Raw genomic sequence first — 25,708 nt, 5'->3', positions numbered from 1 at the left:
TAAGTTTGTCATGCAAGTAAGTTTGTTAAGCAAGAACGTAAATCGAACAGCATGGGTGTCAGATCTTATTTTATCTTCTTTTTAGGTGCAGTTCTATTTTTGAGCAGTTGTTCAACGAAGAAAAAGGTACTTAGCTCCAAAACACATTCTTCCAATGGTTCGGTTTTGACAGATGCGAGCTCAGCGCGTGGAAAAACTTTTTCGGGATCCAAACTTGACAATTATGCAGACTTGCTCAATGTGAGTACCAAAAAACTAAATCCGCACCTTTATTCCTTTATTGACGATTGGATGGGGATACCGCATCGTATGGGTGGACAGACCAAATCGGGGGTAGATTGCTCGGGATTTGTTAATCTGCTCTATATTGAAGTATACAAAGGGAATTTGCCGCGGACTTCGCGTGACATGGAAGGAATAGTAAAGAGAAAAAAGGTCGATAAACTTGAAGAAGGAGATCTCGTGTTTTTTTCTTTCGGACGAAATGGAATAGATCATGTTGGTGTATACCTGCATAATAATAAGTTCGTTCATGTTTCGACACGGAAAGGTGTTATTATCTCTGATCTTACCGACAGTTGGTATGCGAAGACCTTTGTTGACGCGGGCTCTCCCAATATCTAAACGCGTGAATTTCATGTAGGTTTTATGTCATATCTTGATATAAACTTTTATACCCTGTATAAATCCTTATTTTTGTCAAAATTTTATAGAAATGACAATCAAGAGTAAGAAGATTTTTTTGGGCCTTTGTATTATTGTGCCGTTTTTGATGTATTGTGTTTATTACTACAGTAATATGATCAAAAATGCCCCTTTTCGTTTTGCCGATTTTGAATCCATTGAATTCAAATATGGCGAGCCGAACCACATGGTCAACGAATACAATTCAAAAACACGTATCTATAAATATTTAGACAAAAAAGATTCTCTAATTACCGATACTGTAAAATTTACAAAAGACGATTTATTATACCTGCATCGCAAAGCAATGGAGCTCGGCTTTTGGAACTTGGATACCGATATGACCGGTCCTGAATGGCAGCAGGATTCAACAAATTCTAAAGTCCCACGTTTTTATTTAGAGTTCAACTATAAAGATAAGTCCAAGCATATCACTTTGGATGCAGATTTTGCAGGCAACCCTCGGATGCACGATGCAGCAAAATCAATGATCGATGAAGTCAACCGCATGTTGGCAACTGCGCAAGCCAGATAGTTAAGAAATAGGCCCTAAGGGTAAAGAGAGAAATCAAGTCATTGGTTTCTCTTTTTTTGTGCCGAATATCCGTCTGTAAACAAAGGATGGAAGAAGGATTTAACCCGCCAACAACATATATGTTAGTAGGGATTTATAGGGACTAATAGGGACCTGATAGGGACCTCATTCGGATGAATACGTATAAAACACGGATAAGGTCCCTATAACGTACTGCCAATATGGATTAATTAATACAGGAGTATTAAATGGCTTCCTTTGTTTTTTGATAAATTCTTTATATTCTCTTTATACTCCGTTAACCTGAATCGAATACTTTAGCGCCAAAACAAAATTTCATATGAAAGCATTTTTGGCACTAGCAATTTCCTGGGCATGCGTAAACGCTGTGCAGGCGCAAGATTTTGCAAAAGGAAAAGTTTATCTGGACGTAAACAAGAACGGAAAATTAGATAAAAACGAACAAGGTATTGCGTCTGTTTCTGTTAGTAACGGGCGTGAAGTGACAACGACTGATAAAGATGGTAATTACCAATTGCCCGTTGGAAATGACAACATCATTTTTGTGGTTAAACCAACAGGCTATGCTTTGCCCTTGGATGAAAATAACCACCCAAAATTCTATTATATCCATAAGGTAAACGGTAGTCCAGCTTCAAAATACCCTGCTGTTGCTGCTACAGGAAAAATCCCTGCGGCTGTAAACTTTGCATTGTACCAGCAAGATGAGAATCCTAACTTCGCAGCTTTTGTTTTTGGGGATCCACAGGCTTACACGGAGGAAGAACTGGCCTATTTCAAAAATGGTGTGATCAATGAAATTTCCGATAAGACAATTGCGAAATTCGGAATAAGCTTAGGCGACTTGGTGGGAGACGATCTTTCACTTCAGCCAAAATATAAATCGGTGATTTCCACGATGGGCTTGCCATGGTATAATGTCATGGGAAACCACGATATGAACTATGATGCTAAAGTGGATAGCCTCTCCGATGAATCGTTCGAGCGGACGTTTGGCCCCAATAATTATGCGTTCAACTATGGAAATACGCATTTTATCATTCTTGATAATATCATTTATCCGAATCCACGGACAGGTAAAGGTTATTTAGGCGGATTCCGTAAAGATCAGCTTGATTTTGTGGAAAATGACTTAAAAAACGTTGCTAAAGATAAATTGATTGTGTTGGCATTTCATATTCCTTTATACCATCAAAACTCGGATGTCTTTCGTAACGAAGATAGACAACGTCTGTTCGATATTTTGGCTCCATTTAAGCATACCTTGTCTTTATCCGCGCATACACACTTTCAGCGGCAATATTTTTATGGGCAAAACGAAGGATGGAAACAAGAAAAGCCACATCACGAGTATAATGTGGGTACAACCTCGGGCGACTGGTATTCGGGCGAGTTGAATGAAAAGGGAATTCCTGTTTCTACAATGCGGGACGGTACACCAAAAGGGTATGCCATCTTAAAAATCGAGGGTAACCAATACAGTTTTGATTATAAGGTTGTCGGTAAGCCAGCAACGTATCAGATCGATTTATATGGCGCATCGGTCGTTCCAGAAAAATACACAAAGAGATATCCGATATACGCTAATTTTTTCATTGGAAAGGAAGGTGACAAGGTAACGTATAGAATCAATCAGGGCGAATGGAAGGAAATGGATTTTGTCAATGAAAACGATCCGGCATTCCTAAATTCTCTTGCTAAATACGATACAGCAACTGAATTAAAGAATACGCGTAGACCTTCGAACCCCGAAAAATCCAGTCATCTGTGGACAGCTAATTTGCCCAAACTTAAAGCTGGTAAATATCAGATTGAGGTTCAAGCGGTTGATCTTTTCAATAGAGTACACCTGGCAACAAAGACTATTGAGGTGAGATAAATAACCATTTGTAGAGTTGTTTTAAGTTTAAAGATAGCTTAAGATGCACTTAACATAACGATCCTATATTTGTGTAGAGTAATTTTTGATTCATAAAGAGTTAGGGTTAATGTGTAGATCTGTTGTGAAACACGTCTGAAAATTTAGTTTGTTTTTAAAGTGAAGGTAATCTCCCCAGATTACCTTTCACTGTTTTAGACCTTTTAGGCTATCTTACGATACCAGCATTTAACTGCTTCTCGGCTGGCCTGTTCTTACAGTTCATTTGATTTATGCAGACAAGGTTTTGCCTGGTAATTCGTTTGGTATGAACCTTAGCAATATATGAACACATAGTTCGGCTGAACACTTAGTTCGACAGCGATATTTTCTTCTGAAAGTGTCTGACGTTATTGGCCAGAAAGAACATTCCGTTCGCTTTTATTGTTGTTGGTCTGCGAAGTCATGAAGGCTTTTATGCCGGATAGCACGCCGAAAATCATCCGATGCCGGATTTTCAAAGATCTCCAGGTCGAAGTATTTTGTGGCGGCAAATAGGTGGTCGAATACATCCGAAACAATTCCTTCGTAATATTCCCAGCGGATATCGTTTACAAAGAAATAAAGTTCGACTGGAACACCGTGTTCGGTTGAAGCAAGCTGACGCACCATCAGGGCATGGTCTTGTGGATATTGGGGTTTTGACGTAAATAGGTGAGTGTGTAAGCTCTGAACATCCCTAAATTTGTCATTTTGCGACCATTTATGGGGCTTGACTGATCTATTTGCTGTTGGGTGTTGAATTGGTCAATTGTCTTGGCTCGCTCTTCGATATACGGCCGCAGGATCTGTATATTTTTGAGTTTTTCAATTTCTTCATTTTCTAAAAATCGAATCGTGGAAATTTTGATATTTATGGCCCGCTTTAAGCGCCTACCGCCCGACTGCTGCATGCCCCTGTAATTTTTGAACGAATCCGACAATAGCGTATGTGTTGGTATCGTCGTAATGGTCTTATCAAAGTTCTGTACTTTTACATTATTGAGGTTAATCTCTTTGACCGTTCCATCGGCGCCATATTTGGGCATCTCTATCCAATCTCCGACACGGATGGAGTCATTGGCCGAAACTTGAATACTGGCAACAAATCCTAGTATAGTGTCTTTGAATACCAACATCAGAATTGCGGATGCGGCACCCAAGGATAATAAGAAAGACCAGGGAGATTTTCCTGTCAATATTGAAAAGCAGATCGTTCCGCCGATAAATAATAAGATAATCTGACAGACCTGTAAATAACTCTCCAGAGGTTTGTCTGCAAAAGATTTCTTCATGCGCAGCATATCCCGCAAACTTTTCAGGAGCGAATGAATAATCAATAAACTGACGACAGTCGTGGCTATGTCAAGTATTTTATTGCTGTTTTCTTTCCAGGTTGGAAACCCCATGAAAATTATGGGCATGATGTATTGTGCCACTAAGATCGGAACAAAATGAGCAACAAGTTTCAGTGTTTTATTACGGATCAACAGATCATCAAAGCGGTTTGTACTACGTCTGATCGCTTTAATTGTTAACAGGAGTAATGTTCTTTTGGTGAAATAGTCAATGATGATCAAAAACAAGACAACCAGTAAGAGTAAAAGGATCGAGTTAACAAAATGACTCCCCTGATTATCAAGGCCAAGTTGTTTAATCCATTGAAATGTCCAATTATAGATGTGGGATTGAGAATCTTTGAATAATTCCGTTGCTGTGCTTTGCATGTTACAAATATACAAAAAGCCGCAATTAGCGGCTTTTTGTTATTTTGAATTGAGCGGTTCGCGCTCGTGTTTATGTCTGAAGAAGACCGCAAAAAGGACTGCTATAACCAAGGTATAGATGGCAAAAGCTAGCCAGATGTCATGCCAGTCTTTTAGCATGAGGTTACCACTTAACATGCCGTCAGGTAAGATTGAGATACTCTTTTCCTGCAGAAAATGTAGAAAATGGGTGTTGTCGATTGTTGTATCTAAATATTGTGCGAGATCTTTGCTGTTTTGAAAACTTTTGGTAAAGTAGTGGTCAATGATCCAACCCGATGCAAAACTGCCTACAACGGCACCAAAACCATTTGTCATCATCATAAACAAACCTTGTGCCGAGCTGCGTATGCTTGATGTTGTCGAAGTTTCGACAAATAAGGAACCTGAGATATTAAAGAAGTCAAATGCCATACCATAGACGATACAGGATAATACAATCATCCAAAGTCCGCCTGCAGGGTCACCAAAGGAGAATAATCCAAAACGTAATACCCAGGCTAACATCGAAATCAGCATGACCTTTTTTATACCGAATCTTTTGAGAAAAAATGGAATAGCCAAAATAAATAGTGTCTCGGATATCTGGGAAATCGACATAATGATGGTCGAATATTTCACAACGAAAGATTCTGCAAATTTAGGATAGAATTTAAATTCATCCAAGAATACATCACCGTAGGCATTGGTCAGTTGGAGTGCGGCCCCCAAGAACATGGAAAAAATAAAAAATAAAGCCATTTTATAATTTCCGAAAAGTTTAAATGCCTCTAAGCCTAATAGTTGTGTCCAGGAAGCATCTTCCTGTTGTAACTTTTTTGGTGGACATTTAGGTAGCGTAAAAGCATAGAGACTTAAAGCCAGCGCTGCGGTTCCGGCGATATAAAATTGATAAGCTGTAGCCTTGTTGCCGGTTAAATTGGTGATCCACATAGCGACGATAAAGCCTATCGTTCCGAATACCCGGATAGGGGGGAATGCCTTGACCAAATCGTAGTTATTTTCATTCAATGCCGTATATGCAATGGAGTTGGATAGGGCCAAAGTGGGCATATAAAAACACATCGCCGCTAGCATTGCATAAAAAAAAGTGTTTGGATCATTTACCTGCGGTAAATAGAATAAAACACCCGCATAACATAAGTGAAGGATAAAATATAATCTTTCGGCATTTATCCAACGATCGGCGATAATTCCCATCAGGGTAGGCATAAATAAAGAAGCGATCCCCATGGTTGCGAAAATAGCTCCAAATTGTGTACCATCCCATTGTTTTGTGCCAAACCAATAGTTTGCTATTGTAATCAACCATGCTCCCCAGACAAAGAACTGAAAGAAGCTCATAATGGTCAATCTTAATTTAATAGACATAAATCGATGTTATTTAAAATTTTTATTTCGCTTTAATGAAAGGAGTTATTTTCTTTTGGAAATCTCATCCCTAATCAAGGCAGCCTGCTCGTAGTTTTCTTCGGTCAATGCCTGATTAAGTGCTTGCTCCAGTTGCTCATCTGTCAACGAGGAGAAAGGATTTTGTGGGGATTTTGAAGGTGTTTTTTCTTCGACCTCAACAACACTTGGATCCTGAACTTTGTTGGATTTGTCCAGGTTTTCCAAAAATGCAAACTCATGTCCTTCAATGATAATTCCAGCAGAGGACATAATAAATTCGTAGGCATAGATCGGAGCTTCAAACCGTACAGCCAGTGCAACTGCATCGGATGTGCGGGCATCAATTTCTACAATCTTGTTGCCGTCGGAACAGATAATTTTAGCATAAAATATCCCTTCAATCAAATTATAGATCAGTACTTCAATGAGTTTAATACCAAAAGAATCTGCAAAAGATTGAAATAGGTCGTGTGTGAGCGGACGACTAGGAATCATTTTCTCTATCCGAATAGCAATAGCTTGAGCCTCATGGCTGCCGATGATGATGGGCAATCTTCTGTTGCCCTCCACTTCTCCCAATACAAGAGCATAAGCGCCAGATTGTGTTTGACTATAGGATAAACCAACGATATCTAATCTGATTTTCTTCATTTTAATTCCAAAGCGGTCTACAAACTTAGATAAATTTGCTTTTATATGCAATTATAACAACTAAAAACTCCCCATTCATTTTGGATAAATGGGGAGAATATATCGGATGAAAGCTTTAAATACCTTTGTAAGCCTTCAATGCCTGCGTTAATTTCGGAACGACGTCGAAGGCATCGCCTACAATTCCATAGTCGGCCACCTTGAAAAAGGGCGCTTCTGGATCTTTATTGATGACAACGATTGTTTTGGATGAGCTTACTCCAGCCAAATGCTGGATTGCTCCGGAGATACCGATTGCGATATAGAGATTGGGACTCACTACAATACCTGTCTGGCCTACGTGCTCCGAATGCGGGCGCCAGCCAGCATCGGATACGGGTTTTGAACAGGCTGTAGCCGCGCCAAGCACATCGGCGAGTTCTTCAATTATCCCCCAGTTTTCAGGTCCTTTTAGACCACGGCCGGCAGAGACGACGATTTCAGCTTCCGGTAGGGATATTTTGTCTGTTGCACGAACAATCTCTTTGACCATAGTTGTAAAATCTGTTTGGTCAATATTTGGAGCAAAAGTTTCGACATTTGCGCTACCACCGGTCTCTTTTGTTTCATATGCATTTGGACTAAGTGCGATGACTTTTATATCCGAGGTTAGTTCGAGCGTAGCGAAAGCCTTATTGGAGAACGCTGTTTTTTTGACAGTCAGTTTGTCGCCATTAATGGTCGGCAATTCGAGTGCGCCATCGGCCAGACCAGCCTCCAATTTGGCTGCAATACGTGGAGCGAGTCCCTTACCTGAGAATGAGTTGGACAGCACAAGTATTTTTGAACCGGTATTTTTTACGGCTTCAGCAATGATGCTTGCGTACGCTTGGTTTACAAAAGAAGCAAGTTGTTCATTATTGACATTTAATACTTTGGAAGCACCGTACTTGCCCAAACCAGCAAGTTCGTCTTCAGCGACATTTCCGATTGAAATAGCCACAAGATCAGTCTGTATGTTATCGGCGATGGATTTTGCATAAGAAACAACTTCAAAAGCTGATTTTTTGAATTTTCCATCAGTATTTTCTACATATACGAGTATAGACATAGTGTTTTAGCGTTTAAAGATTAAATAACTTTAGCTTCGTCGTGAAGAAGAGAAACTAATTTTTCTACCTCGGCAGCGTCAACAAGTTTGACCGTACCCCGTGGAGCAGGCGTCTCATAGCTGACAATGTGTTCAAGAACGTCTATTGCGGAGGGTTCCAGCACATCCAATGGTTTGGTCCGTGCGCTCATAATACCACGCATATTCGGTATTTTAGGTTCGGCAACACCTTCGGCAGTGCCAATGACGATGGGTAGCTTTGCTGTCAATACTTCTTTTCCACCTTCAATCTCGCGCTCAACTGTGACTGCGTCGCCCGCAATGTCAACTTTTTTGGCAATGGAAACAGAAGGGATATGCAGCAGTTCTCCTACGATTGCTCCCACTTGAGCACCGTTATAGTCGATTGATTCGCGGCCGGTTAAGATCAAATCAAATGCATTGTCTTTGGCATATTGTGCTATCTGATTCGCAACAAACCAAGCATCGCGCGGAACGGCGTTAATCCGTACAGCATTGTCTGCACCAATTGCCAATGCTTTTCGAATGGTTGCATCAGTAGATGCATCGCCCACATTGATGACAGTTACGGTTCCTTTTCCACCTTCGGCCAACTCAACTGCTTTGGATAAAGCAATTTCATCATATGGGTTTATAATGAATTGTACACCAGCTGTATTAAATGCAGTGTTGTCATTTGTAAAAGTGATTTTGGATGTAGTGTCAGGGACATTACTTATACAAACTAATATTTTCATATACGATTGGTTTTACTCAAACTTACCATATTTTCTTTCAATTAAAAAGTGCTAAGGCGTTTTAAATGCTGTTAAAAAGTCGTCTTGAGATTTTGATGAATTTGTAATTTTACCAGTTGTTTTCTTGTATTTTTTTTTGATGTGATATAATATTGAGGTGTTTTGTTGTCTTTTTTGTAATTTTTTATTTTAAATAGCCGGTTCTTGACAATAGATTTATTACGTCAGTAAATTGTCATTTTATATGCTAGCATAGTAATTTCATAAAGCATCACAGCTCATTCGGGGTTCCTGTTTATAAAAACCTTTTGTGTGATATGGAGAGACGGGGAATTGTTTTAGTGGATATACAATTAAATTGCATATAATATGCAATTTGTCTAAGTTTGAAATAAAAAAGATATGTCGACACGATTGGATCAACTGAATGAATTTTTGAAAGAGAGCCCTGAAGATCCATTTTTAAAATATGCGATTGCGGCTGAATATCTCAAGCAGGAAGATGAACAAGAGGCCATGGTAAGATTTGAGAATTTAGTACATACGAATCCAGATTATGTAGGAACGTATTATCATTTGGGTAAATTGTACGAAAAATTGAATAGACAGGAGTCCGCGATTAATACCTATAGATCCGGGATTGAGATCGCTCGCAAGACGCGTAATTTCCATGCTTTGGGCGAGTTACAAGGTGCATTGTCATTCTTGACAGACGATGATGAAGATGATTTTTAATCTTTTCTAAATTTTTGGTATTTAATTTGTTATGAATTTATTGGTGTAACTGTTAGATGCTGATTTTTTTGAATTTGGAATGAGATGAAAAGGTATATTTGGATTGTGGGTTTGTTATTGACAATTGGAATGGTGGGATGTGATAATCCCAAACAAAGTGTTGCGGTCTATAAAGATAATTTACAAGACCTAAAAGGTAGGGATAAGGCGGAAGTAGTGATTGGTGAATATAGAGGTGTCATGCCTTGTGCGGATTGTGATGGTATAGAAACGCTTATTTCATTGCATGCAGACAACACCTACCAATATTCATCTAAATACCTTAATAAAAGTGATGATGTGTTTATGCGTGAAGGAAAATGGAAATTGGATGGCAACATTATTACATTGGACGGCGTCGACTATAAGTTCAAATTAGGAAATCGGATACTCAGCCAGCTGGATCTTTCCGGAAATGATATTACGGGTGATATTTCCAAATATTATGTCTTGACAAAAAATTGATATATAGCCTAAGGGCTATATTAACACATAAAAAAGCCGAAAGTATACTTTCGGCTTTTTTATGTTTTTGGATGTATAGCTGTTTTCGGCTATCGAATAAGTTCTTCTTGCTACAAGCTTGAGATTTTTTCTTCACTTGCGGGGCATGCTTGACGCTTTACCTATAAATGCTATTTGTTCTTTGTACAAAGTTCTTTCAAGGTTGCTACCACAAAATCGACTTCTTCCTTTGTATTATGCTTGCAGAATGAAAAACGAACCGAAGGACGCTCCGAGCTTGATTTGATTGCACCCAATACATGCGATCCGATGTCTGTTCCCGAGCTGCAGGCACTGCCACCAGAACAAGAGATCCCTGCAATATCCAGGTTGAATAAAAGCATGTCAGCAAGGTCACTACATGGGAAAGAAACATTCAGTACGGTATAAAGTGATTTCTCGGGTTCTATAACACCATTAAAATCAATCTCTGGGATTGCTTTTTGCAACTCATCGATCATATAAGATTTGAGTCCTTGAATATAAGCGTGGTGTTCTTCCATATGCTCATAGGCAAGTTCCAAAGCTTTGGCAAGACCCGCTATTCCATAGACATTTTCTGTTCCGCCACGCATGTTGCGTTCTTGCGCTCCGCCATAGATTAAAGGTTTAATCTTGTTATTCGCATTGATGTAAAGAAAGCCAACTCCTTTTGGACCATGGAATTTATGTGCAGCCCCGGTTATAAAATCTATTTTCAGACTGCCAAGATCATGCGGATAATGCCCCATGGTCTGTACAGTGTCCGAGTGGAATATCGCATTATACTTTTGGCATAATTCGGAGATACGTTGAATATCGTTGAGGTTTCCGATCTCATTATTGGCATGCATAATGGAAACAAAAGTACGCGGATTGGTACTTAAAAGTTCTTCCAGCTGGTTAAGATTTAAATTACCTTTCTGGTCAACTTCCAATAAATCAAGGTGTACCTTACCAGCTTTCTCCAACTCCTCTAACGTATGCAATACCGCATGGTGCTCAATAGGCGAGGTGATGGCATGGGTTATTCCAAAGTCGGCGATTGACCGAACGATGGCCATATTGTCCGCCTCGGTTCCACCCGATGTGAAGAAGATCTCTGCTGGAGATACATGAAGTAGATTGGCGATCGTTTTACGTGCTTTTTCTACAATTGTTTTTACTTGTCGTCCGTGACTATGGATAGAAGATGGATTTCCAAAGTTATTGTTCATCACATCGACCATTACTTTTATTACTTCAGGATCTAAGGCTGTAGTCGCTGCATTATCAAAATATACTTGCATGCTGCAAAATTACAAATCTCTCAAGTAAATTAGAGGTATTAAATGACTTATTTTTATCATTTTATTTTCCTAATTGTAGCTGACAGTGCTGGCGTAGCGGGTCTCATCAGAATTAGGCTCTTTTGCCTGGAAAGGAATAAGATGAGTATTTTTCCGTTCTGATGAAAAAAATAGCGCCAATCTATTACTTCAGTTTGGCGCTACTTTTCTATTTTGACAAGTTCTTTTTTGGTCTGACCACGATGAGTATCACAATTCCTCCTAGTGCGAGCGCCAAACCCAAATAGGCAGCGATATCACCTGCTTGCGTGTAGAACGTAATTTCTTCATTTAAATTAATTTCCTGATTTAGGGCCGCAGGCTGCCACCATTTAGTCTGTTGTACAATATCACCACGTTGATTGATAAAGCCTGAAATCCCTGTATTTGCCGATCGGGCAACCCAGCGCCTGTTTTCAATCGCACGCAGTTTTGCATACTGTAAATGCTGGTCTTTACCGGAAGTATTGCCCCACCAGCCATCATTAGTGATAATGGCAATAAACTGAGCACCTTTTTTGACGTATTTGGAAACATAATTGCCCCAGATGGATTCATAACAGATAACGGGTGCGGCACCAATACCGCTCTGGGCATAGAATACGGAAGGTTCAGCCTGTTTTCCGTAGCCACCCGTCGTACCACCGAATGCTTTAAATAAAGGTTTCAGGAAGTTCATCGCTGCCCCAAAAGGCATTTGCTCTACGCCCGGAACGAGTTTGGACTTATGGTAAAAACTGAAGTTTGGAGGAATAATCGATCAATGTTGCGGCATTGAAATTATCCTGATATACATTAGGAGCTATTTCACGCGCAGTAGGTGTTTTTGCATAGTTGTACAGCTGATAACTTTCAATACCGGAAAGTACATTGCCATTTTTATATTGATCTAAAAATTTTAAAATGCGCTGGTAAGAATAAGTTTCCCTAAAGTTTTCCTCGTCAAAATAGCCGTTCTGTGAAAGTGCAGTTTCAGGCCAGATAAAAAACTCTGTATTGGGCTTGGCGACCGAACTCGACAAGGAAAGTAAGGTGTTTAATTGTTCTTCAGGGCTTAAATTGAATTTAATATAAGGGTCAATATTCGGTTGTACAACGACAATCTGTGCCGGATTCTGATGTTCTTCGTAGTTGAAGTAACGTACCAGCGAGTAGGTGCTGGGAACTAACAATACTACAGCCAAAGAAGCAATTGGTACAATCTTACGTTTGATCGGATAAAGTCCTTTTCGATTGAGGTAAAGTGTAAATACTAAGATATTGACCAGCCAGACCCATATTGTTCCGCCATAAACCCCTGTGATGTCATACCATTGGATCAATTGATGGAAATTGGCGAAACCATTACCCAAAGTCATCCAGGGGAAGGCTAAATCCCAGGATTCGTGTAGAAATTCATAGCTTATCCAGAATCCCATTAATCCGAAAAGGGATAACAGGATGTTCGTTTTACGTCGTAATTGCCCATAAAGCCTGAAAGCTAGCGCCATTAAAGCGGCGCCAAGGCAAAAAGGGATCAGACTGATGATAACAGCTGCAAAAGGCGGCATAACTGCCGAAATGGAGTTGTATACCCAATAAATAGAGGCCGTATTCCAGACAACTGCGGTGAGTCCTGCAGTAAGAAATATGTTGAGGCCTTTCTTTTTGAATGTTTCACTCCGGATAATATTTTCCACTGCAATGAGTAGTGGAACAAACCCAATAAATAACAATGGACTGGAATAGGGGATTGGAGGCCAGCCCAACCACAATAAAAAGGCACTTAAAAGTGCCAGTAAATAGTTGTTTTTCACTATATATTTTCTCCCATTTATGATTATAAACTGGATAAAACTTCTCTCTTTTTACTCTCGTATTCCTCTTGGGTAATCAATTGTTTGTCGAAGAGTGTTTTTAATTTTTTGAGCTTTAAGGTAATCTCATCATCTTCCTCTTCTTTGGCGGGAGCAGGTGGGACGATAGGAGCTGCTGAAACTGGAGGAACAGCAGGAATTGATCCGGTCGGTTGCTGTGCCTGAATTGGCGCCGCCGGAGTTGGCTGGCCCGATATATAGGACTGTGGCGCCGATGGAGCAGGCGCTGTAACTGCTGGCTGAACTGCTGTATTACTTTCTTGTCGCTCGATGATCACTTCCTTTGCAACTGTTGGAGCAATGACTATTTTTTCTTTTTCGGCGGCCAGTTCGGCTTTTTTATAATTTTCAAGTGCAGCTTTGATATATTGATAAAGCTTTCTCGCCTGAACTTTCGGGATATAATCTATGCTCAGATTTTCTCCTGTAAAAGGGATAACAGTCACTTTTGAACCAAATATTTCTTCCTTAAAAGCAATATCCTTGATGTCTTGCCAGCCGAAGATTTCAAAATCAGTGGCCAAGCCCAGTTTGGTAAATTCGCACATAAAAATGCGTTTATTACTAATCGTGATACTATCCGGTAAAATGGTTACAGCAGGTTTCTTTTGAACTGCGATATAATCTATTTTTTCTCCTGGAGTAAGCATATCTTGGACTTTAGTCACCAATTTTTCAATGATTTTTATGTCCTGCCCATCCTGTGCAAATTGTTCCATGTTCATGTCAAATACTTTTTAATACCTAAAGATTGTCAAAATTTATTCCAATCCCGCTACACAAAATACAAATTCTCCTTTAATCGGATTGTTTTCAAAGTGTAATTTTAAATCAGTTAATGTTCCCCGAACATTTTCTTCATAGAGTTTGCTCAACTCACGTGATATCGACGCCTGTCTTTCTGGTCCAAAAACGGTGATAAATTCTTCGATGGTTTTGAGAATACGATGTGGTGACTCGTAGAAGATCATTGTTCTTTTTTCTTCTGCCAACGCTTTTAAGCGTGTTTGTCTTCCCTTTTTTACGGGTAGAAAGCCTTCAAAGCAAAAACGGTCGTTGGGAAGCCCCGAATTGACAAGCGCGGGTACGAATGCTGTTGCACCTGGTAGGCACTGTACTTCGAGCCCTTCTTTGATGGCCTCACGTACCAGTAAAAAACCCGGATCTGAGATCGCCGGTGTCCCTGCGTCCGAAATTAAAGCAATGTTTTGCCCTTCTTTCAGAAATTTAATGATTTCAGATACCGCTTTATGTTCATTGTGCTGATGATGCGCAAATACTTTTTTGTCGATTCCAAAATGTTTTAAAAGCGGAGCACTGGTCCTGGTATCCTCTGCTAAGATGAGGTCCACTTCTTTCAGGACATTGATCGCACGAAACGTCATGTCCTCCAGATTGCCAATAGGTGTTGGAACTAAATATAACATGGTCAAAGTTAAGTTTTTTTTACTATATAATATGCGCTAAAACATTCTGTGCTTTTTGGAGTTTTATTTTAAAGATTATGGTAAACTCCATCACTTTATTTTAAATAAATTATGCAATACATTGAAAAAATACAGGCACATCTGGGTGCTGAAGCGAGTTATTTGTTAGAATTTGATCAACCCGCAGTTTCCAAAACAATGCTTCATCTTCCACAAGCAGCATTTATTGACCAAGTATATAGTTCGAGTGACCGTAGTCCTCAGGTCTTGCGTAGTTTGGGGCAACTTTTTGGAACGGGTCGATTAGCCAATACCGGTTATCTTTCGATATTGCCTGTTGATCAGGGAATCGAACACAGTGCAGGAGCTTCTTTTGCGCCAAATCCACAGTATTTTGATCCAGAAAATATCGTCAAACTGGCTTTGGAGGGAAATTGTAATGCCGTGGCTTCTACCTTTGGTGTTTTGGGCGCTGTTGCCCGAAAGTATGCACATAAGATACCGTTTTTGGTTAAAATAAATCATAATGAACTATTGACCTATCCTAATCGAGCCGATCAAATCTTGTACGGAACAATTCGCGAGGCCTGGAATATGGGGGCTGTTGCTGTAGGGGCAACGATTTACTTTGGGTCTGAGGAATCCGACCGTCAGATTATAGAGGTAGCAAAAGCATTTGAAGAAGCCCATTCCTTGGGAATGGCGACGGTATTATGGTGTTATCTGCGCAACTCGGCTTTTAAAGTCGGGGATAAAGATTATCATTTGGCTGCGGATCTTACCGGACAGGCCAATCATTTGGGCGTAACGATCAAAGCGGATATTATTAAGCAAAAACTACCCGAATTGAACGGCGGCTTTAAAGCGCTGAATATGGGTAAAAGTAGTTATGGAAAGCTGGATGAACGCATGTATACCCAACTTTCTTCCGATCATCCTATTGATTTGTGCCGCTACCAGGTGCTTAATTGCTTTGCCGGCAGGGCAGGCTTGATAAATTCTGGCGGGGCTTCGGGGCAGAATGATATACAAGAAGCTGTAAAAACAGCGGTTATCAACAAGCGCGCAGGTGGAACAGGTTTGATCTCCGGCCGTAAGGCCTTTCAAAAACCAATGAATGAAGGTGTCGCATTATTACATGCCATTCAGGATGTTTATTTATGCGACGAAGTAAGCATAGCTTAGCAAATACGCGACTCCTGAGTTCATCAGATTAAATTTCACAACAGCGCTTGTAGTACAGACCAAACTGTAGAGCGTATCGATTAGGAGTCTAATGGATACGCTCTTTCTATGGATCATAGTTTGTAAACCGATCCCGTTGAAGATCAGTCTTCGATGAGTTGGTGGATGTTCGCCGGTGCGGTGCGATGGAAATAGAGTGCCGTAAAGCAGTCAAAAAGCCTTTTGAATGGTGGTTTAGGAATAAAATAGCTTGTATATAAAGGCAAATTTATCTAAGTTTGTTCACTATTTTAAATAACACATTTATATTATGTTGCAATTAAATTATATCCGTGAGAACAGGGATACGGTAATCGAAAGATTGGCTGTCAAGCATTTCAAGGAAATTGGATTGGTCGACGAAATCATCAGTTTAGATGAAGATCGCCGTAAGATCCAATCGGAATCGGACGCACTTTCGGCAGAGGCTAATGCGGCAGCAAAACAGATTGGAGATCTGATGCGCCAAGGTAAAAAAGAAGAAGCTGAAACCGTTAAATCCAAATCCTCGGGGTATAAGGAGCAAGTGAAGCAACTTTTGGATCAATTGGGTACAATTGAGGCAGAATTGAATGAGAAGATCGTGCAATTACCTAATTTACCGCATCAATCCGTTCCGGCAGGTGTAAGTGCTGAGGACAACGAAGTTGTTTTGAGCCATGGCGAAATCCCAGCTTTGTCGGAGGATGCATTGCCGCATTGGGAATTGTTGAACAAATATGGTATTGTTGATTTAGAGCTTGGCGTAAAAGTTGCGGGAGCAGGTTTTCCTATCTATAAAGGTAAGGGGGCTAAATTGCAACGCGCCTTGATCAATTTCTTTTTGGATCAGGCTGCCGAAGAAGGATACGAAGAAGTACAGGTACCTATTTTGGTCAATGAAGATTCTGCATTTGCTACGGGACAATTGCCGGATAAAGAAGGGCAGATGTACTATGTGGGTAACGACAACCTGTATTTGATCCCTACAGCTGAGGTTCCGGTCACCAACATTTATAGAGACGAGATTGTGAAAGAAGCACAATTCCCCATTAAACATTGTGCATATACACCCTGTTTCCGTCGTGAAGCAGGTTCATACGGGGCACATGTACGCGGATTAAACCGGCTACACCAATTTGACAAAGTGGAGACGGTGCAGATTGTACATCCTGAAAAGTCCTACGAAGTGCTTGAAGAAATGAGTTTATACGTACAGGGGCTGTTGCAGAAGTTAGAGCTTCCTTACCGTGTATTGCGCCTTTGTGGTGGAGATATGAGTTTTACTGCTGCATTGACCTATGACATGGAAGTATATAGCTCTGCTCAGAAACGTTGGTTGGAAGTATCTTCCGTTTCCAATTTTGAAACTTATCAAGCGAATCGTTTGAAAGTACGTTTTAAGAATGCTGACGGCAAGATGCAACTGGCACATACGTTGAACGGTTCGGCATTGGCTTTACCGCGTATCGTCGCAGCGATATTGGAGAATAACCAAACAGAAAAAGGAATTAAGGTTCCCGCGGTTTTGGTTCCGTACACCAAATTTGAGTATATCGATTAAATATCAATAAATAAGTTGCTTTTGCACTTATTTAACATCACAGTGAAAGACGCTCAGCCTGAGAAGGTAGAGCGTCTTTTTTTTGTTATAACTCGATTTTAAAATGTTTAGAATCATTATAAATTACATGCGGTTTTAATACAGAAAAATAATAGAATAACATGTTAACGTTTTCTTATAACATTGTTAATGTTTTGTTAATTATGGTTCATTCCGTATAAAATTCTGTTTGAAAATTGTTTGAAGAGTTTTTATTCTAAAATGATTCTTTTGTAACAATTTGTAAAATTGTGAACTTATTATTGCGGTATTTCCTGTTTTCTGGAGATTATGTTAAAAAACTTGTAAAAGCAACTTTGGCTTTCTATATTTGACACCGCTAATAAAAATCGCACTAACTATTATTTACTGTAAATGCTGAAAAGAGCAAATTTTACAGCTGGATATTTATCTAAGGACTGACCCTGCATCTACCTGGGGCCCGCTTTTCCAAAAATATTTTCAACTGTTACTGAATAAACTGCAATAGCATGTTATGTTGTTTGCAGTTTATTGTCTAGGCAATTTATGTTTAGACGGTTATGATAACGGATATAATTTATATCAATATATAGGATTAGAAAAAATAATAAAATTAACTAACTAAAACATGAAACAAACATTACTAAGTTTTCTTGTTGGCGGTATGATCTTGACTTCGGTTGCATTCGCTCAAGAAAAGAAGATTAGTGGTCGTGTTACATCTGCTGACGGTAAAGCAATACCAGGGGTGACAGTAGTTGTACAAGGAACTAATCAGGCAACGCAGACTGATACTGATGGTAATTATTCATTGAATGTACCGGCAGGTAAGGTTGTCGTATTCCGTTCCGTTGGTTTTGATGATAAAACTATTATTGTTAATAACAACAGTACTGTATTCAATGTCTCTTTAGTAAATCATGACAATGCTTTGGAAGAAGTTGTTGTTACAGCAAATGCAATTAAGAGGGAGAAACGTTCGTTAGGTTATTCTGCGCCAACAATTAAGAGCGACGAATTGACAGAAGGTCGTAATTCAAGTGCAATTAATTCTTTAGCTGGTAAAGTAGCAGGGGTAAATATTACTTCTACATCAAATTCTCCGGGTAGTTCATCTCGTGTTGTCTTACGTGGTGGTTCTTCTATTGCTGGAAATAACCAAGCACTGATTGTTGTTGATGGTACGCCGATTGATAATACAAGTAAAGTTGGTGGATCAAGTGATCTTTCAAGTGTGGATTTTGGTAACCGTGGTAATGATATCAATCCGGATGATATCGAATCCGTGACCGTATTAAAAGGCCCTGCGGCGGCGGCATTGTATGGTTCAAGAGCTTCGAATGGTGCGTTGATCATTACAACGAAAAGTGGAAAAAAAGGTGCGAAAAGTGCCATTACATTTAGCTCCACCAATACATTGTCTTCTATTTTGAAGTTACCTGAATTTCAAAATGAATACGGACAAGGCTATGCTGCATTTGATGAAAAGACAGGAGCCTTTGTTGATTATGTGAATGATCCGAGGGAAAATGGGTCGTGGGGAGCTCCTTTTACAGGCAATGTTCAAGAATGGGGACAGGCGATAGATGGCGTTCGCCAGAAGAAAGCTTATTCTGCAGTAAAAGATAATGTACGCGATTTCTTTGATCTGGGTATTGCTTCTGACAATAACCTTAGTTTTTCAGGCGGTTCAGAAAAGTCTACATTCTATCTGGGATTAAATGCCTTGAATTCAAATGGTGTTTATCCTGGGAAGAAAGATAACTACAATAAATATGGTGTCAGATTTAATGGAACCACGGAATTCTCTGATAAATTCAGTGCCGGTGTTTCTGTAAATTATAGCCGTATTAACAGTAACAATGTCGGTGGTGGTCAAGGTGGCGGTTCTGTTTATAACAACCTATTGCAGACCCCGCGCGATATTGATGTTAAAGGATTGAAAGATCTTTCAAATCCGTATAATGCGTATGGATATACGGATGCAAACGGTATTTTGCATGATGATGTATACGGTTATTACGGTGCTTATACGATGAACCCGTATTGGGTATTAGCGAATTATAATAATTACAATGATGTGAACCGCATTATGGGGAACTTCAATGTGAATTATAAGCCGACCGAATGGTTAACATTTCAAGAACGTGTAGGTTTAGACAATTATACCGATCGTAGAAGAGCGCAGTCTCCAAAATATAGTTACCTGCCTGCTGATAACTCTACAGGTAATTATGTAAAAGGAAACGTTCAGACGGATCCTGGGAGTTATAGAATCGATCAATTTAATGTGAATGAAATTGTCCATGATTTCATGGCAACCGCTAATCATAAATTTAATGAGGACTGGGACGCATCCTTTATGATTGGTAATAATATTCGTCAACGCAAAACTTCGAATAATAGCACTGCTACCAATTCAAGTGGAGGGCTTGTAGTACCAGGTTGGTATAATTTAGCTAACTCGAATGGTCCATTGGATCTAATCGAAGATACTTGGAGCAACCGTCGTTTAGTAGGTGTTTATGGAGATTTGAACGTTTCCTATAAAAATATCGCCTACTTGCAAGCTACAGCACGTAACGATTGGTCATCCACTTTGCCAAAGCAAAATAACTCTTTCTTTTATCCAAGTGTAAGTGGATCGTTTGTCCTTTCTGAATTGTTCAAGCCAGAGTTGAAGAGCAAGTTCAATTATGCAAAATTACGTGCGAACTGGGCGCAAGTAGGTTCTGATACAGATCCATATCAATTGATTACAACGTTCTCTAGAAGTACGATTGCTGGCGGTTTTGGTTCAACAACTTTTCCATTTGGAAACGTATCCGCATTGATGTCAAGTAATACGATCGGAAATGCGGGTTTGAAACCTGAAATAACAACATCATTTGAATTGGGTGCTGAATTAGGTTTCTTAAATAACCGTCTCTATGCAGACTTTACTTATTACAAAAATAATTCGAAAAATCAGATCCTAAGTATTCCAATTCCAGTTTCAACAGGTTATGGATTTGCCCTGGTAAATGCTGGTAAAGTCCAAAATAATGGTGTTGAATTGACATTAAGAGGAACGCCAGTGAAAACAGAGAATTTGACATGGGAATTGTTCGGTACATTCACAAAAAATAACAGTAAAGTTATTGAATTGATGCCGGGTGTAGAGCAAGTTTCTGTCGGTGGTTTCTCAGGAATGAATATCGTGGCAGCGGTAGGTCGTCCATATGGTGAGTTTTATGGTGTTACAAATGCTACAGACGCTCAAGGTCGTACGATTGTAGATCAGGAATCAGGTATGCCGTTAGCTACTGAAAAACCACAATACTTGGGTACCTATAATCCAGATTTCCAAGCATCATTGGGTACCAATTTGACTTACAAAAATTGGTCAATGAGTGCTTTGTTCGATACAAAACAAGGTGGTGTATTCTATTCAAGAACAAAAGATATCATGGCTTTTGTTGGAACATCTGCTGAAACCGGTGGTGAGCGCATTGCACAGATCTTCCCAAATTCTGTCTACTTGGACGATAACGGAAACTCTATTGAAAATACATCGGTAACCTACGATAAGCAAAATTACTATGGTTCACTGGAGTCTGGAATGAATGTAGTGGACGCAACTTACATTAAGCTTCGTAACTTGACACTGAGCTATAAATTCACGAAAAATCAATTGAAAAATACGCCTTTTGGAGCAGCTTCTATTGGTTTATTTGGAAATAACCTGTTTATCTGGACGCCAAGCGAAAATAAATATGCTGACCCAGAGGTGAACTCATCAGGTGCTGGTAATGCACAAGGTTTTGACTTTACGGCACAACCTTCATTGCGTAACTATGGTATCAATGTTAAAGTTTCATTTTAAAAGCGAATAAAGTATGAAAACTATAAAATTTAATAATGCCAAGAAATTCCTCGTTGTGGCTTTAGTTAGTACAATGGGTCTGACTGGATGTAATAAATTCTTGGATATCAATGAGAATCCAAATAACCCGGAGTCAGCAACACCTAGTTTATTATTGCCGACAGTAGAAGCCTCAATCAGTCAGGTGGTTGGAAATTCTTTTCAGGTATTTGGTAACATTTGGGGACAGTATTGGACGCAAAACCCAACGTCTTCTCAATATAGAGTTATCGATCAGTATAGAATCACCAATACTTCTATGGATAGAGTTTGGGGTAATATCTACAGGGGAACTTTAAACAACGCTGAATTGATTATCAATTCAAAAGTGGCGGATAACGAAAATTATAAAGGTATCGCTCATATTTTGAAAGCTTATGCATATCAGGTTGCAACCGATGCTTTCGGCGATATCCCGCTTTCTGAAGCATCAAAGGCTGATGGAAATTTGAGTCCAAAATATGAAGCTCAGGAAGTTGTATACGATTCAATTTTCAATTATATTGATAAAGGACTATCTTTACTAGCTGTGAAACAAGCCATTCCAGTAGCAAGTCAAGATATGATTTTCAATGGCGATCTTGAAAAATGGAAGGCTTTTGCCAATACATTAAAATTGAGAGCTTATTTGCGTCTTTCCAATGTGAATGCAGCTAAAGCTTCTGCAGGTATTAAAGCACTTTATGCGAGCAATGCTGTTTTCTTGAATCAAGATGCGACAATCACTTATACAACAACAGGGGGTAATGAAAATCCTTTCTACAATGAAATGGTTGGTTTAGGAAAAACTCAAAATGTTGTAGCTAGTGGAACCGTTGTGCAAGCTTTTGTCAAAAATAATGATCCTCGCAGATTTGCTTTCTATGACAAAGTTGAATACACAGATCCAGAAACGAACGAACCAAAGATACAAGATACAATTGCTTACATTGCTCAAGGGACGTATTCAAGTAATTCAAAAAAATTAGTATCTACTCCTTCTCCAATGGTTGGAGGTAATGCCATGAGTCAAACATCTGCCGTTGCACCGGTAAAACTGTTTTCTGCAAGCGAAAGTTTGTTCTTACAGGCTGAGGCAGTTGTAAGAGGTTGGGGAACGGGAGATGCACAGAGCTTATATAGTGCTGGTATTACAGAGAGCTTTAAAGCAACAGGTAATGCAGCTGATGCGGCTAAGTATATTGCTGATGCGCCAGATGCTAAATTCACTGGCGATGTGGAGGCTAAGGTAAAAGCTATTATCACACAAAAGTATTATGCAATGTGTGGTTTCCAAGGCTTCGAAGCTTGGACTGAATGGAGAAGAACGGGGTATCCAACCTTCTTTGTTAAATCTGCAGCTTCAACTTTAGGTGAAGACAGAATGCCTTTGCGCATGCCTTACGCACTTAGTGAAGCAACAACAAATAGCAATTATCCAGGTAACGTTGTAATCTATACACCGGTATGGTGGGACGTTAAGTAGTCTCTTAGATTATATGCTTATGGAAGCGGCAATTTCGAAAGAAATTGCCGCTTTTTTAAAGTTAAATTAAAGGAGCTGAATTCGTTGTATTTTCTTTCATATATTTTTTAGATATCTAAATTTATGGTTAAACGATAAATTGAGGGAGCGTTTTTGTTTTTATATTTTTTATTCTTTAATTTATTTTATATATTTAATTAACTATTAAACGTAAGTAATTATGAAGAGATTAAAGTACAGTATTTTCCCAGTATTAATTTGTATTGGATTATTTATTTCTTGTAAGAAAGAAGGTGTAGATGTGGTTAATTCTGAGTTGATTAAGTCAAAAAAAGCGCTTTTGCCAGATGGAGGAAGTGAGTCTACTCCTGGTAGCACGAGAAGTGTACATGTTGTTAAGCTTAGTAATGGACAGTTTTATGCCGGATATGCAGGCGGGCTAAGGTTTGGAAATTGGTTTACGTATCCAAGTAATCTAAATGATTATCAGTGGTATGAAAGATTTACGCCTACATTTGATACTCCAATAGGTGATTCCAATCTAATTGATTTTAGAATGGATGGACATAAATTTATTGCGGTTTTGGGGACCGCCTTAGGGGGGTTAGTCTACAAGATGAATACTAAGGATTACCTAGAGAAGTTTAAAACCACTATTCCCGCTGTATCTGATTATGTCTCGAAAGTTGGTGGTGGAACGGATGGTATTATTTTAGTGCCAGGAAAATTTCTTATTGATAAAAATGCACCTTATGGCATAGCTATATTTGATATAAATACACCCGAATATAATGGTGAAGTTGTCCCATCTTATGAATAATCTAATGTTTTAAGGAAATTTTGCCATTTTATTAAAGTGTTGATAGTGATCTAATTAGATGTTTCCTATAACAAAAGTGGCAATTTCTAAAGAAATTGCCACTTTTGTTATAGGAAATATACTGAGGGAAAAGCTGTGTTTTCGTCCTTATTTAACGCTGGTATATTTTATGAAAAGATCGATTTTAGTTTTAATTGCGCTTGTTTTTATAGGAGCTAATACGTAAGCTTTTTCTTCTAAAGCAAGGGGAAAGTGTTTGTTAGCGATAAGGTAGTTAATTACTTTGATAAATCAGGAAATCCGGTACGAACAAAACTAGCATCTTACTCTTATCAATGTATTGTTCCTGAAGGAGATGAATCGAATGGATTTTTTAATATAGTTAGCTATTATATTGCTACTGCAATAAAATCCTTAGCTTATAGCCGTGATAGCACAGTTGGGATTTTCGGGTGGAAGTATGTCGGCGAGTCAACAGTATACTATCCTGATGGACAGTTAAAAAGCTTGGAAAAATTCGATATCGATGGTTCAGCTATTGATTCATCTTATTATTACTATCCCACGGACAGACTGAAATGTTAGTTACACAAGTTGAATCAGGACAAAATCCATTCACTGGTAGCCTATAACCAAACCATATTAACTATTATATTTGGATTCTTTGGGAAATTATCTTTTGAAGCGGGGGAATGGATTTATTAGCTTCGATTATGAAAATGGTGAATATATTGAAGGTGAGCTAAAAGATAATGAAAGAGAAGGGAAATGGGAGGGCTGGAATAAGGAGAGCCGTTATGAGGAGCAATATTTAGCTGGTATTCTCCAAAGTGGAAAAAGGTTTCGTGCCAATGGCGAATTGATTTCCTACGATGCTGAGAAAAAGGAATCGGCGCCGACTTTTCTCTTAAAATGAAGCAGTTTATCGGAAGATCGATATGCCGGACAATTTAATTGCTCAATTAAAGTCTTCCATAATTAATTTACGATTTATGGTAAATAAGGATGGTAGACTCAGTAAGTTTTAATATGATCAGGATATTCCTATTAAGATCAGAAGCCAAATCACATCAGCGATTCAGGGTATCGGGCCTTGGAAGCCGGGAAGCTATCTTAAGGCCATAATTATCCCTTATAGATTCTTTTAACATGTGCTACTTCGGGCGGTTAGATTTTTACTTATCATTCAATCTCTATCTCAATATTGTCTTCAATAAATTCTGTGAGGTTGATGAGGCTCATATAGTAGCTGTTAAAAGGTGTGTCTTTAGTATTTGCGAATAGAATGCCACGGGTTGTTCCTGCGCTAATATTCGCAAGATGCTTTGCAAAGCCGCTAGGGATCTCAACACGTTTATCTGATTTTAATAGTTTTTTGAAATCTTTTGCTGTTAGCTCAAAGTAACACACCACTTCTATATTGATAAATGGTTTATCAACAGCCTCTAATAAGTAGTGTATAGCCGAAGCAATGATATTGTTCTCTATATCAACATTGAATCCGACACCGACCTTTTGGTTAATTTGCTCTGAATTAATTCCATCTTCAAAGACAGAGAACTGTTTCTCCTCAATACGAACTAGCTTAAAAGAAAATGACTCATCTTTCTTTTTCATTTTATCGTGCAATAGATTGATTGGTATATGGTGATTTCTGCGTAATTGAAGTCCGCACCGGAAGTTTTATAATCTTTGCAGTCCGTTCATAATGGCTTGAAGGGATAGAGAGAATATCAGCTATTTCTTTGTTTTCTCTTAAAGATTTAATCTCGATCAATTCAATATTCAAACACTCGCTCAGACTATACAGTGTCTCCAAGGTAAAGTTTTCATTTCCTTTCACCCATTTATTGACTAATTGCGGACTAACGCCCATCTGCTGAGCTAATTTCTTTTGAGACCAGCCTAATTGATCCAATTGTCGCAGAATATGCAGTGCTATACGTTGAGAAGCACGCAAGTGTTTTCTTCTCTTTTGCCTCGCTTTTGCACGTTCAATACTGTCAACTTTTTCATCAGAGACTATAGTTAAAAACTTGTCAAAATTTACTTCACTCATCATTACGGTT

At 39.0% G+C, this 25,708-nt stretch carries 25 protein-coding genes; 12 read left to right on the top strand and 13 right to left on the bottom strand.

Translation table 11 applies throughout. From position 1 onward, the window contains the following. The first annotated feature begins 51 nt into the window (after positions 1-51). From DTA23_RS01545 to DTA23_RS01535, 3 genes are all read left to right on the top strand, one after another. Positions 52-624: a C40 family peptidase gene (locus DTA23_RS01545; protein WP_112373637.1), complete on the top strand. Its 573-nt coding sequence runs from the start codon at positions 52-54 to the stop codon at positions 622-624. Between the two features lie 91 nt (positions 625-715). After that, positions 716-1,219, top strand: a complete 504-nt coding sequence (locus DTA23_RS01540) for a hypothetical protein (protein ID WP_236560122.1) — start codon at positions 716-718, stop codon at positions 1,217-1,219. 340 nt (positions 1,220-1,559) lie between these two features. Next, the gene (locus tag DTA23_RS01535; protein ID WP_112373636.1) at positions 1,560-3,119 is read left to right on the top strand and encodes a calcineurin-like phosphoesterase C-terminal domain-containing protein; all 1,560 of its coding nucleotides are present in this window, start codon (positions 1,560-1,562) and stop codon (positions 3,117-3,119) included. Between the two features lie 420 nt (positions 3,120-3,539). Here the strand turns inward: DTA23_RS01535 and DTA23_RS30145 are convergent, their stop codons facing one another. The 6 genes from DTA23_RS30145 to DTA23_RS01505 form a co-directional block, all read right to left on the bottom strand. Continuing rightward, the gene (locus DTA23_RS30145) at positions 3,540-3,770 is read right to left on the bottom strand and encodes a hypothetical protein (RefSeq protein ID WP_112373635.1); all 231 of its coding nucleotides are present in this window, start codon (positions 3,768-3,770) and stop codon (positions 3,540-3,542) included. Then, entirely contained in the window at positions 3,770-4,864 is a 1,095-nt protein-coding gene (locus tag DTA23_RS30140; RefSeq protein ID WP_112373634.1) for a mechanosensitive ion channel family protein, read from the bottom strand. Before DTA23_RS30140 ends, DTA23_RS30145 begins: the two co-directional genes overlap by 1 nt. Positions 4,865-4,903: 39 nt before the next feature. Next, positions 4,904-6,274 (bottom strand): nucleoside permease, encoded by a 1,371-nt coding sequence (locus tag DTA23_RS01520; protein WP_046674001.1) that lies wholly within the window; start codon positions 6,272-6,274, stop codon positions 4,904-4,906. A gap of 45 nt (positions 6,275-6,319) precedes the next feature. After that, the gene (locus DTA23_RS01515) at positions 6,320-6,946 is read right to left on the bottom strand and encodes a bifunctional nuclease family protein (RefSeq protein WP_046674002.1); all 627 of its coding nucleotides are present in this window, start codon (positions 6,944-6,946) and stop codon (positions 6,320-6,322) included. Between the two features lie 115 nt (positions 6,947-7,061). Continuing rightward, positions 7,062-8,036: an electron transfer flavoprotein subunit alpha/FixB family protein gene (locus DTA23_RS01510; RefSeq protein ID WP_112373633.1), complete on the bottom strand. Its 975-nt coding sequence runs from the start codon at positions 8,034-8,036 to the stop codon at positions 7,062-7,064. A gap of 20 nt (positions 8,037-8,056) precedes the next feature. Next, the gene (locus tag DTA23_RS01505) at positions 8,057-8,794 is read right to left on the bottom strand and encodes an electron transfer flavoprotein subunit beta/FixA family protein (RefSeq protein ID WP_070565047.1); all 738 of its coding nucleotides are present in this window, start codon (positions 8,792-8,794) and stop codon (positions 8,057-8,059) included. A gap of 402 nt (positions 8,795-9,196) precedes the next feature. Between DTA23_RS01505 and DTA23_RS01500 the strand changes: the two genes are divergently transcribed. Beyond that, positions 9,197-9,529, top strand: a complete 333-nt coding sequence (locus DTA23_RS01500) for a tetratricopeptide repeat protein (RefSeq protein WP_046674005.1) — start codon at positions 9,197-9,199, stop codon at positions 9,527-9,529. A gap of 84 nt (positions 9,530-9,613) precedes the next feature. Beyond that, positions 9,614-10,033: a copper resistance protein NlpE gene (locus DTA23_RS01495; RefSeq protein WP_070565053.1), complete on the top strand. Its 420-nt coding sequence runs from the start codon at positions 9,614-9,616 to the stop codon at positions 10,031-10,033. A gap of 170 nt (positions 10,034-10,203) precedes the next feature. Here the strand turns inward: DTA23_RS01495 and DTA23_RS01490 are convergent, their stop codons facing one another. The 5 genes from DTA23_RS01490 to rsmI form a co-directional block, all read right to left on the bottom strand. Continuing rightward, entirely contained in the window at positions 10,204-11,340 is a 1,137-nt protein-coding gene (locus tag DTA23_RS01490) for a cysteine desulfurase family protein (RefSeq protein WP_112373632.1), read from the bottom strand. A 208-nt stretch (positions 11,341-11,548) separates the two neighbouring features. Beyond that, a complete protein-coding gene (locus tag DTA23_RS30135; RefSeq protein WP_370445042.1) occupies positions 11,549-12,076 on the bottom strand; it encodes an apolipoprotein N-acyltransferase in 528 nt (175 codons plus the stop codon). A 28-nt stretch (positions 12,077-12,104) separates the two neighbouring features. After that, positions 12,105-13,175, bottom strand: a complete 1,071-nt coding sequence (locus DTA23_RS01485) for a hypothetical protein (protein WP_370445041.1) — start codon at positions 13,173-13,175, stop codon at positions 12,105-12,107. Positions 13,176-13,198: 23 nt separating this feature from the next. Continuing rightward, positions 13,199-13,960 carry a PH domain-containing protein gene (locus DTA23_RS01480; protein WP_112373631.1) on the bottom strand — a complete coding sequence of 254 codons (762 nt, stop codon included), beginning with the start codon at positions 13,958-13,960 and terminating at the stop codon, positions 13,199-13,201. Positions 13,961-13,996: 36 nt separating this feature from the next. Then, positions 13,997-14,662, bottom strand: coding sequence for a 16S rRNA (cytidine(1402)-2'-O)-methyltransferase (gene rsmI / locus DTA23_RS01475; RefSeq protein WP_112373630.1), 666 nt, complete (start codon positions 14,660-14,662; stop codon positions 13,997-13,999). A gap of 111 nt (positions 14,663-14,773) precedes the next feature. Between rsmI and DTA23_RS01470 the strand changes: the two genes are divergently transcribed. From DTA23_RS01470 to DTA23_RS01440, 7 genes are all read left to right on the top strand, one after another. Next, on the top strand, positions 14,774-15,847 hold the full coding sequence (locus DTA23_RS01470; RefSeq protein ID WP_112373629.1) for a class I fructose-bisphosphate aldolase: 1,074 nt from the start codon (positions 14,774-14,776) through the stop codon (positions 15,845-15,847). A gap of 310 nt (positions 15,848-16,157) precedes the next feature. After that, a complete protein-coding gene (serS, locus tag DTA23_RS01465) occupies positions 16,158-17,429 on the top strand; it encodes a serine--tRNA ligase (protein WP_112373628.1) in 1,272 nt (423 codons plus the stop codon). Positions 17,430-18,078: 649 nt separating this feature from the next. Then, positions 18,079-21,315 (top strand): SusC/RagA family TonB-linked outer membrane protein, encoded by a 3,237-nt coding sequence (locus DTA23_RS01460; RefSeq protein ID WP_112373627.1) that lies wholly within the window; start codon positions 18,079-18,081, stop codon positions 21,313-21,315. Positions 21,316-21,328: 13 nt separating this feature from the next. Beyond that, complete coding sequence (locus DTA23_RS01455) at positions 21,329-22,819, top strand: SusD/RagB family nutrient-binding outer membrane lipoprotein (protein WP_070565076.1); 1,491 nt, start codon at positions 21,329-21,331, stop codon at positions 22,817-22,819. A gap of 220 nt (positions 22,820-23,039) precedes the next feature. Continuing rightward, positions 23,040-23,639 carry a hypothetical protein gene (locus DTA23_RS01450; RefSeq protein WP_070565079.1) on the top strand — a complete coding sequence of 200 codons (600 nt, stop codon included), beginning with the start codon at positions 23,040-23,042 and terminating at the stop codon, positions 23,637-23,639. A gap of 252 nt (positions 23,640-23,891) precedes the next feature. After that, positions 23,892-24,224 (top strand): toxin-antitoxin system YwqK family antitoxin, encoded by a 333-nt coding sequence (locus DTA23_RS01445; protein ID WP_070565082.1) that lies wholly within the window; start codon positions 23,892-23,894, stop codon positions 24,222-24,224. A gap of 79 nt (positions 24,225-24,303) precedes the next feature. Continuing rightward, on the top strand, positions 24,304-24,555 hold the full coding sequence (locus DTA23_RS01440; RefSeq protein WP_139144960.1) for a hypothetical protein: 252 nt from the start codon (positions 24,304-24,306) through the stop codon (positions 24,553-24,555). A gap of 266 nt (positions 24,556-24,821) precedes the next feature. On the opposite strand, the gene DTA23_RS01435 is transcribed toward DTA23_RS01440, so the two are convergent. Together DTA23_RS01435 and DTA23_RS01430 are read right to left on the bottom strand one after the other, a co-directional pair. Beyond that, positions 24,822-25,256 carry a hypothetical protein gene (locus DTA23_RS01435; protein ID WP_070565089.1) on the bottom strand — a complete coding sequence of 145 codons (435 nt, stop codon included), beginning with the start codon at positions 25,254-25,256 and terminating at the stop codon, positions 24,822-24,824. 1 nt (position 25,257) lies between these two features. Next, positions 25,258-25,701, bottom strand: a complete 444-nt coding sequence (locus tag DTA23_RS01430; RefSeq protein WP_070565092.1) for a helix-turn-helix transcriptional regulator — start codon at positions 25,699-25,701, stop codon at positions 25,258-25,260. Between the last annotated feature and the right edge of the window lie 7 nt (positions 25,702-25,708).

Source organism: Sphingobacterium multivorum, assembly GCF_900457465.1.
In the GTDB taxonomy this organism is placed as follows: domain Bacteria; phylum Bacteroidota; class Bacteroidia; order Sphingobacteriales; family Sphingobacteriaceae; genus Sphingobacterium; species Sphingobacterium multivorum.
This window is presented reverse-complemented; position numbering and strand designations above follow the sequence as displayed.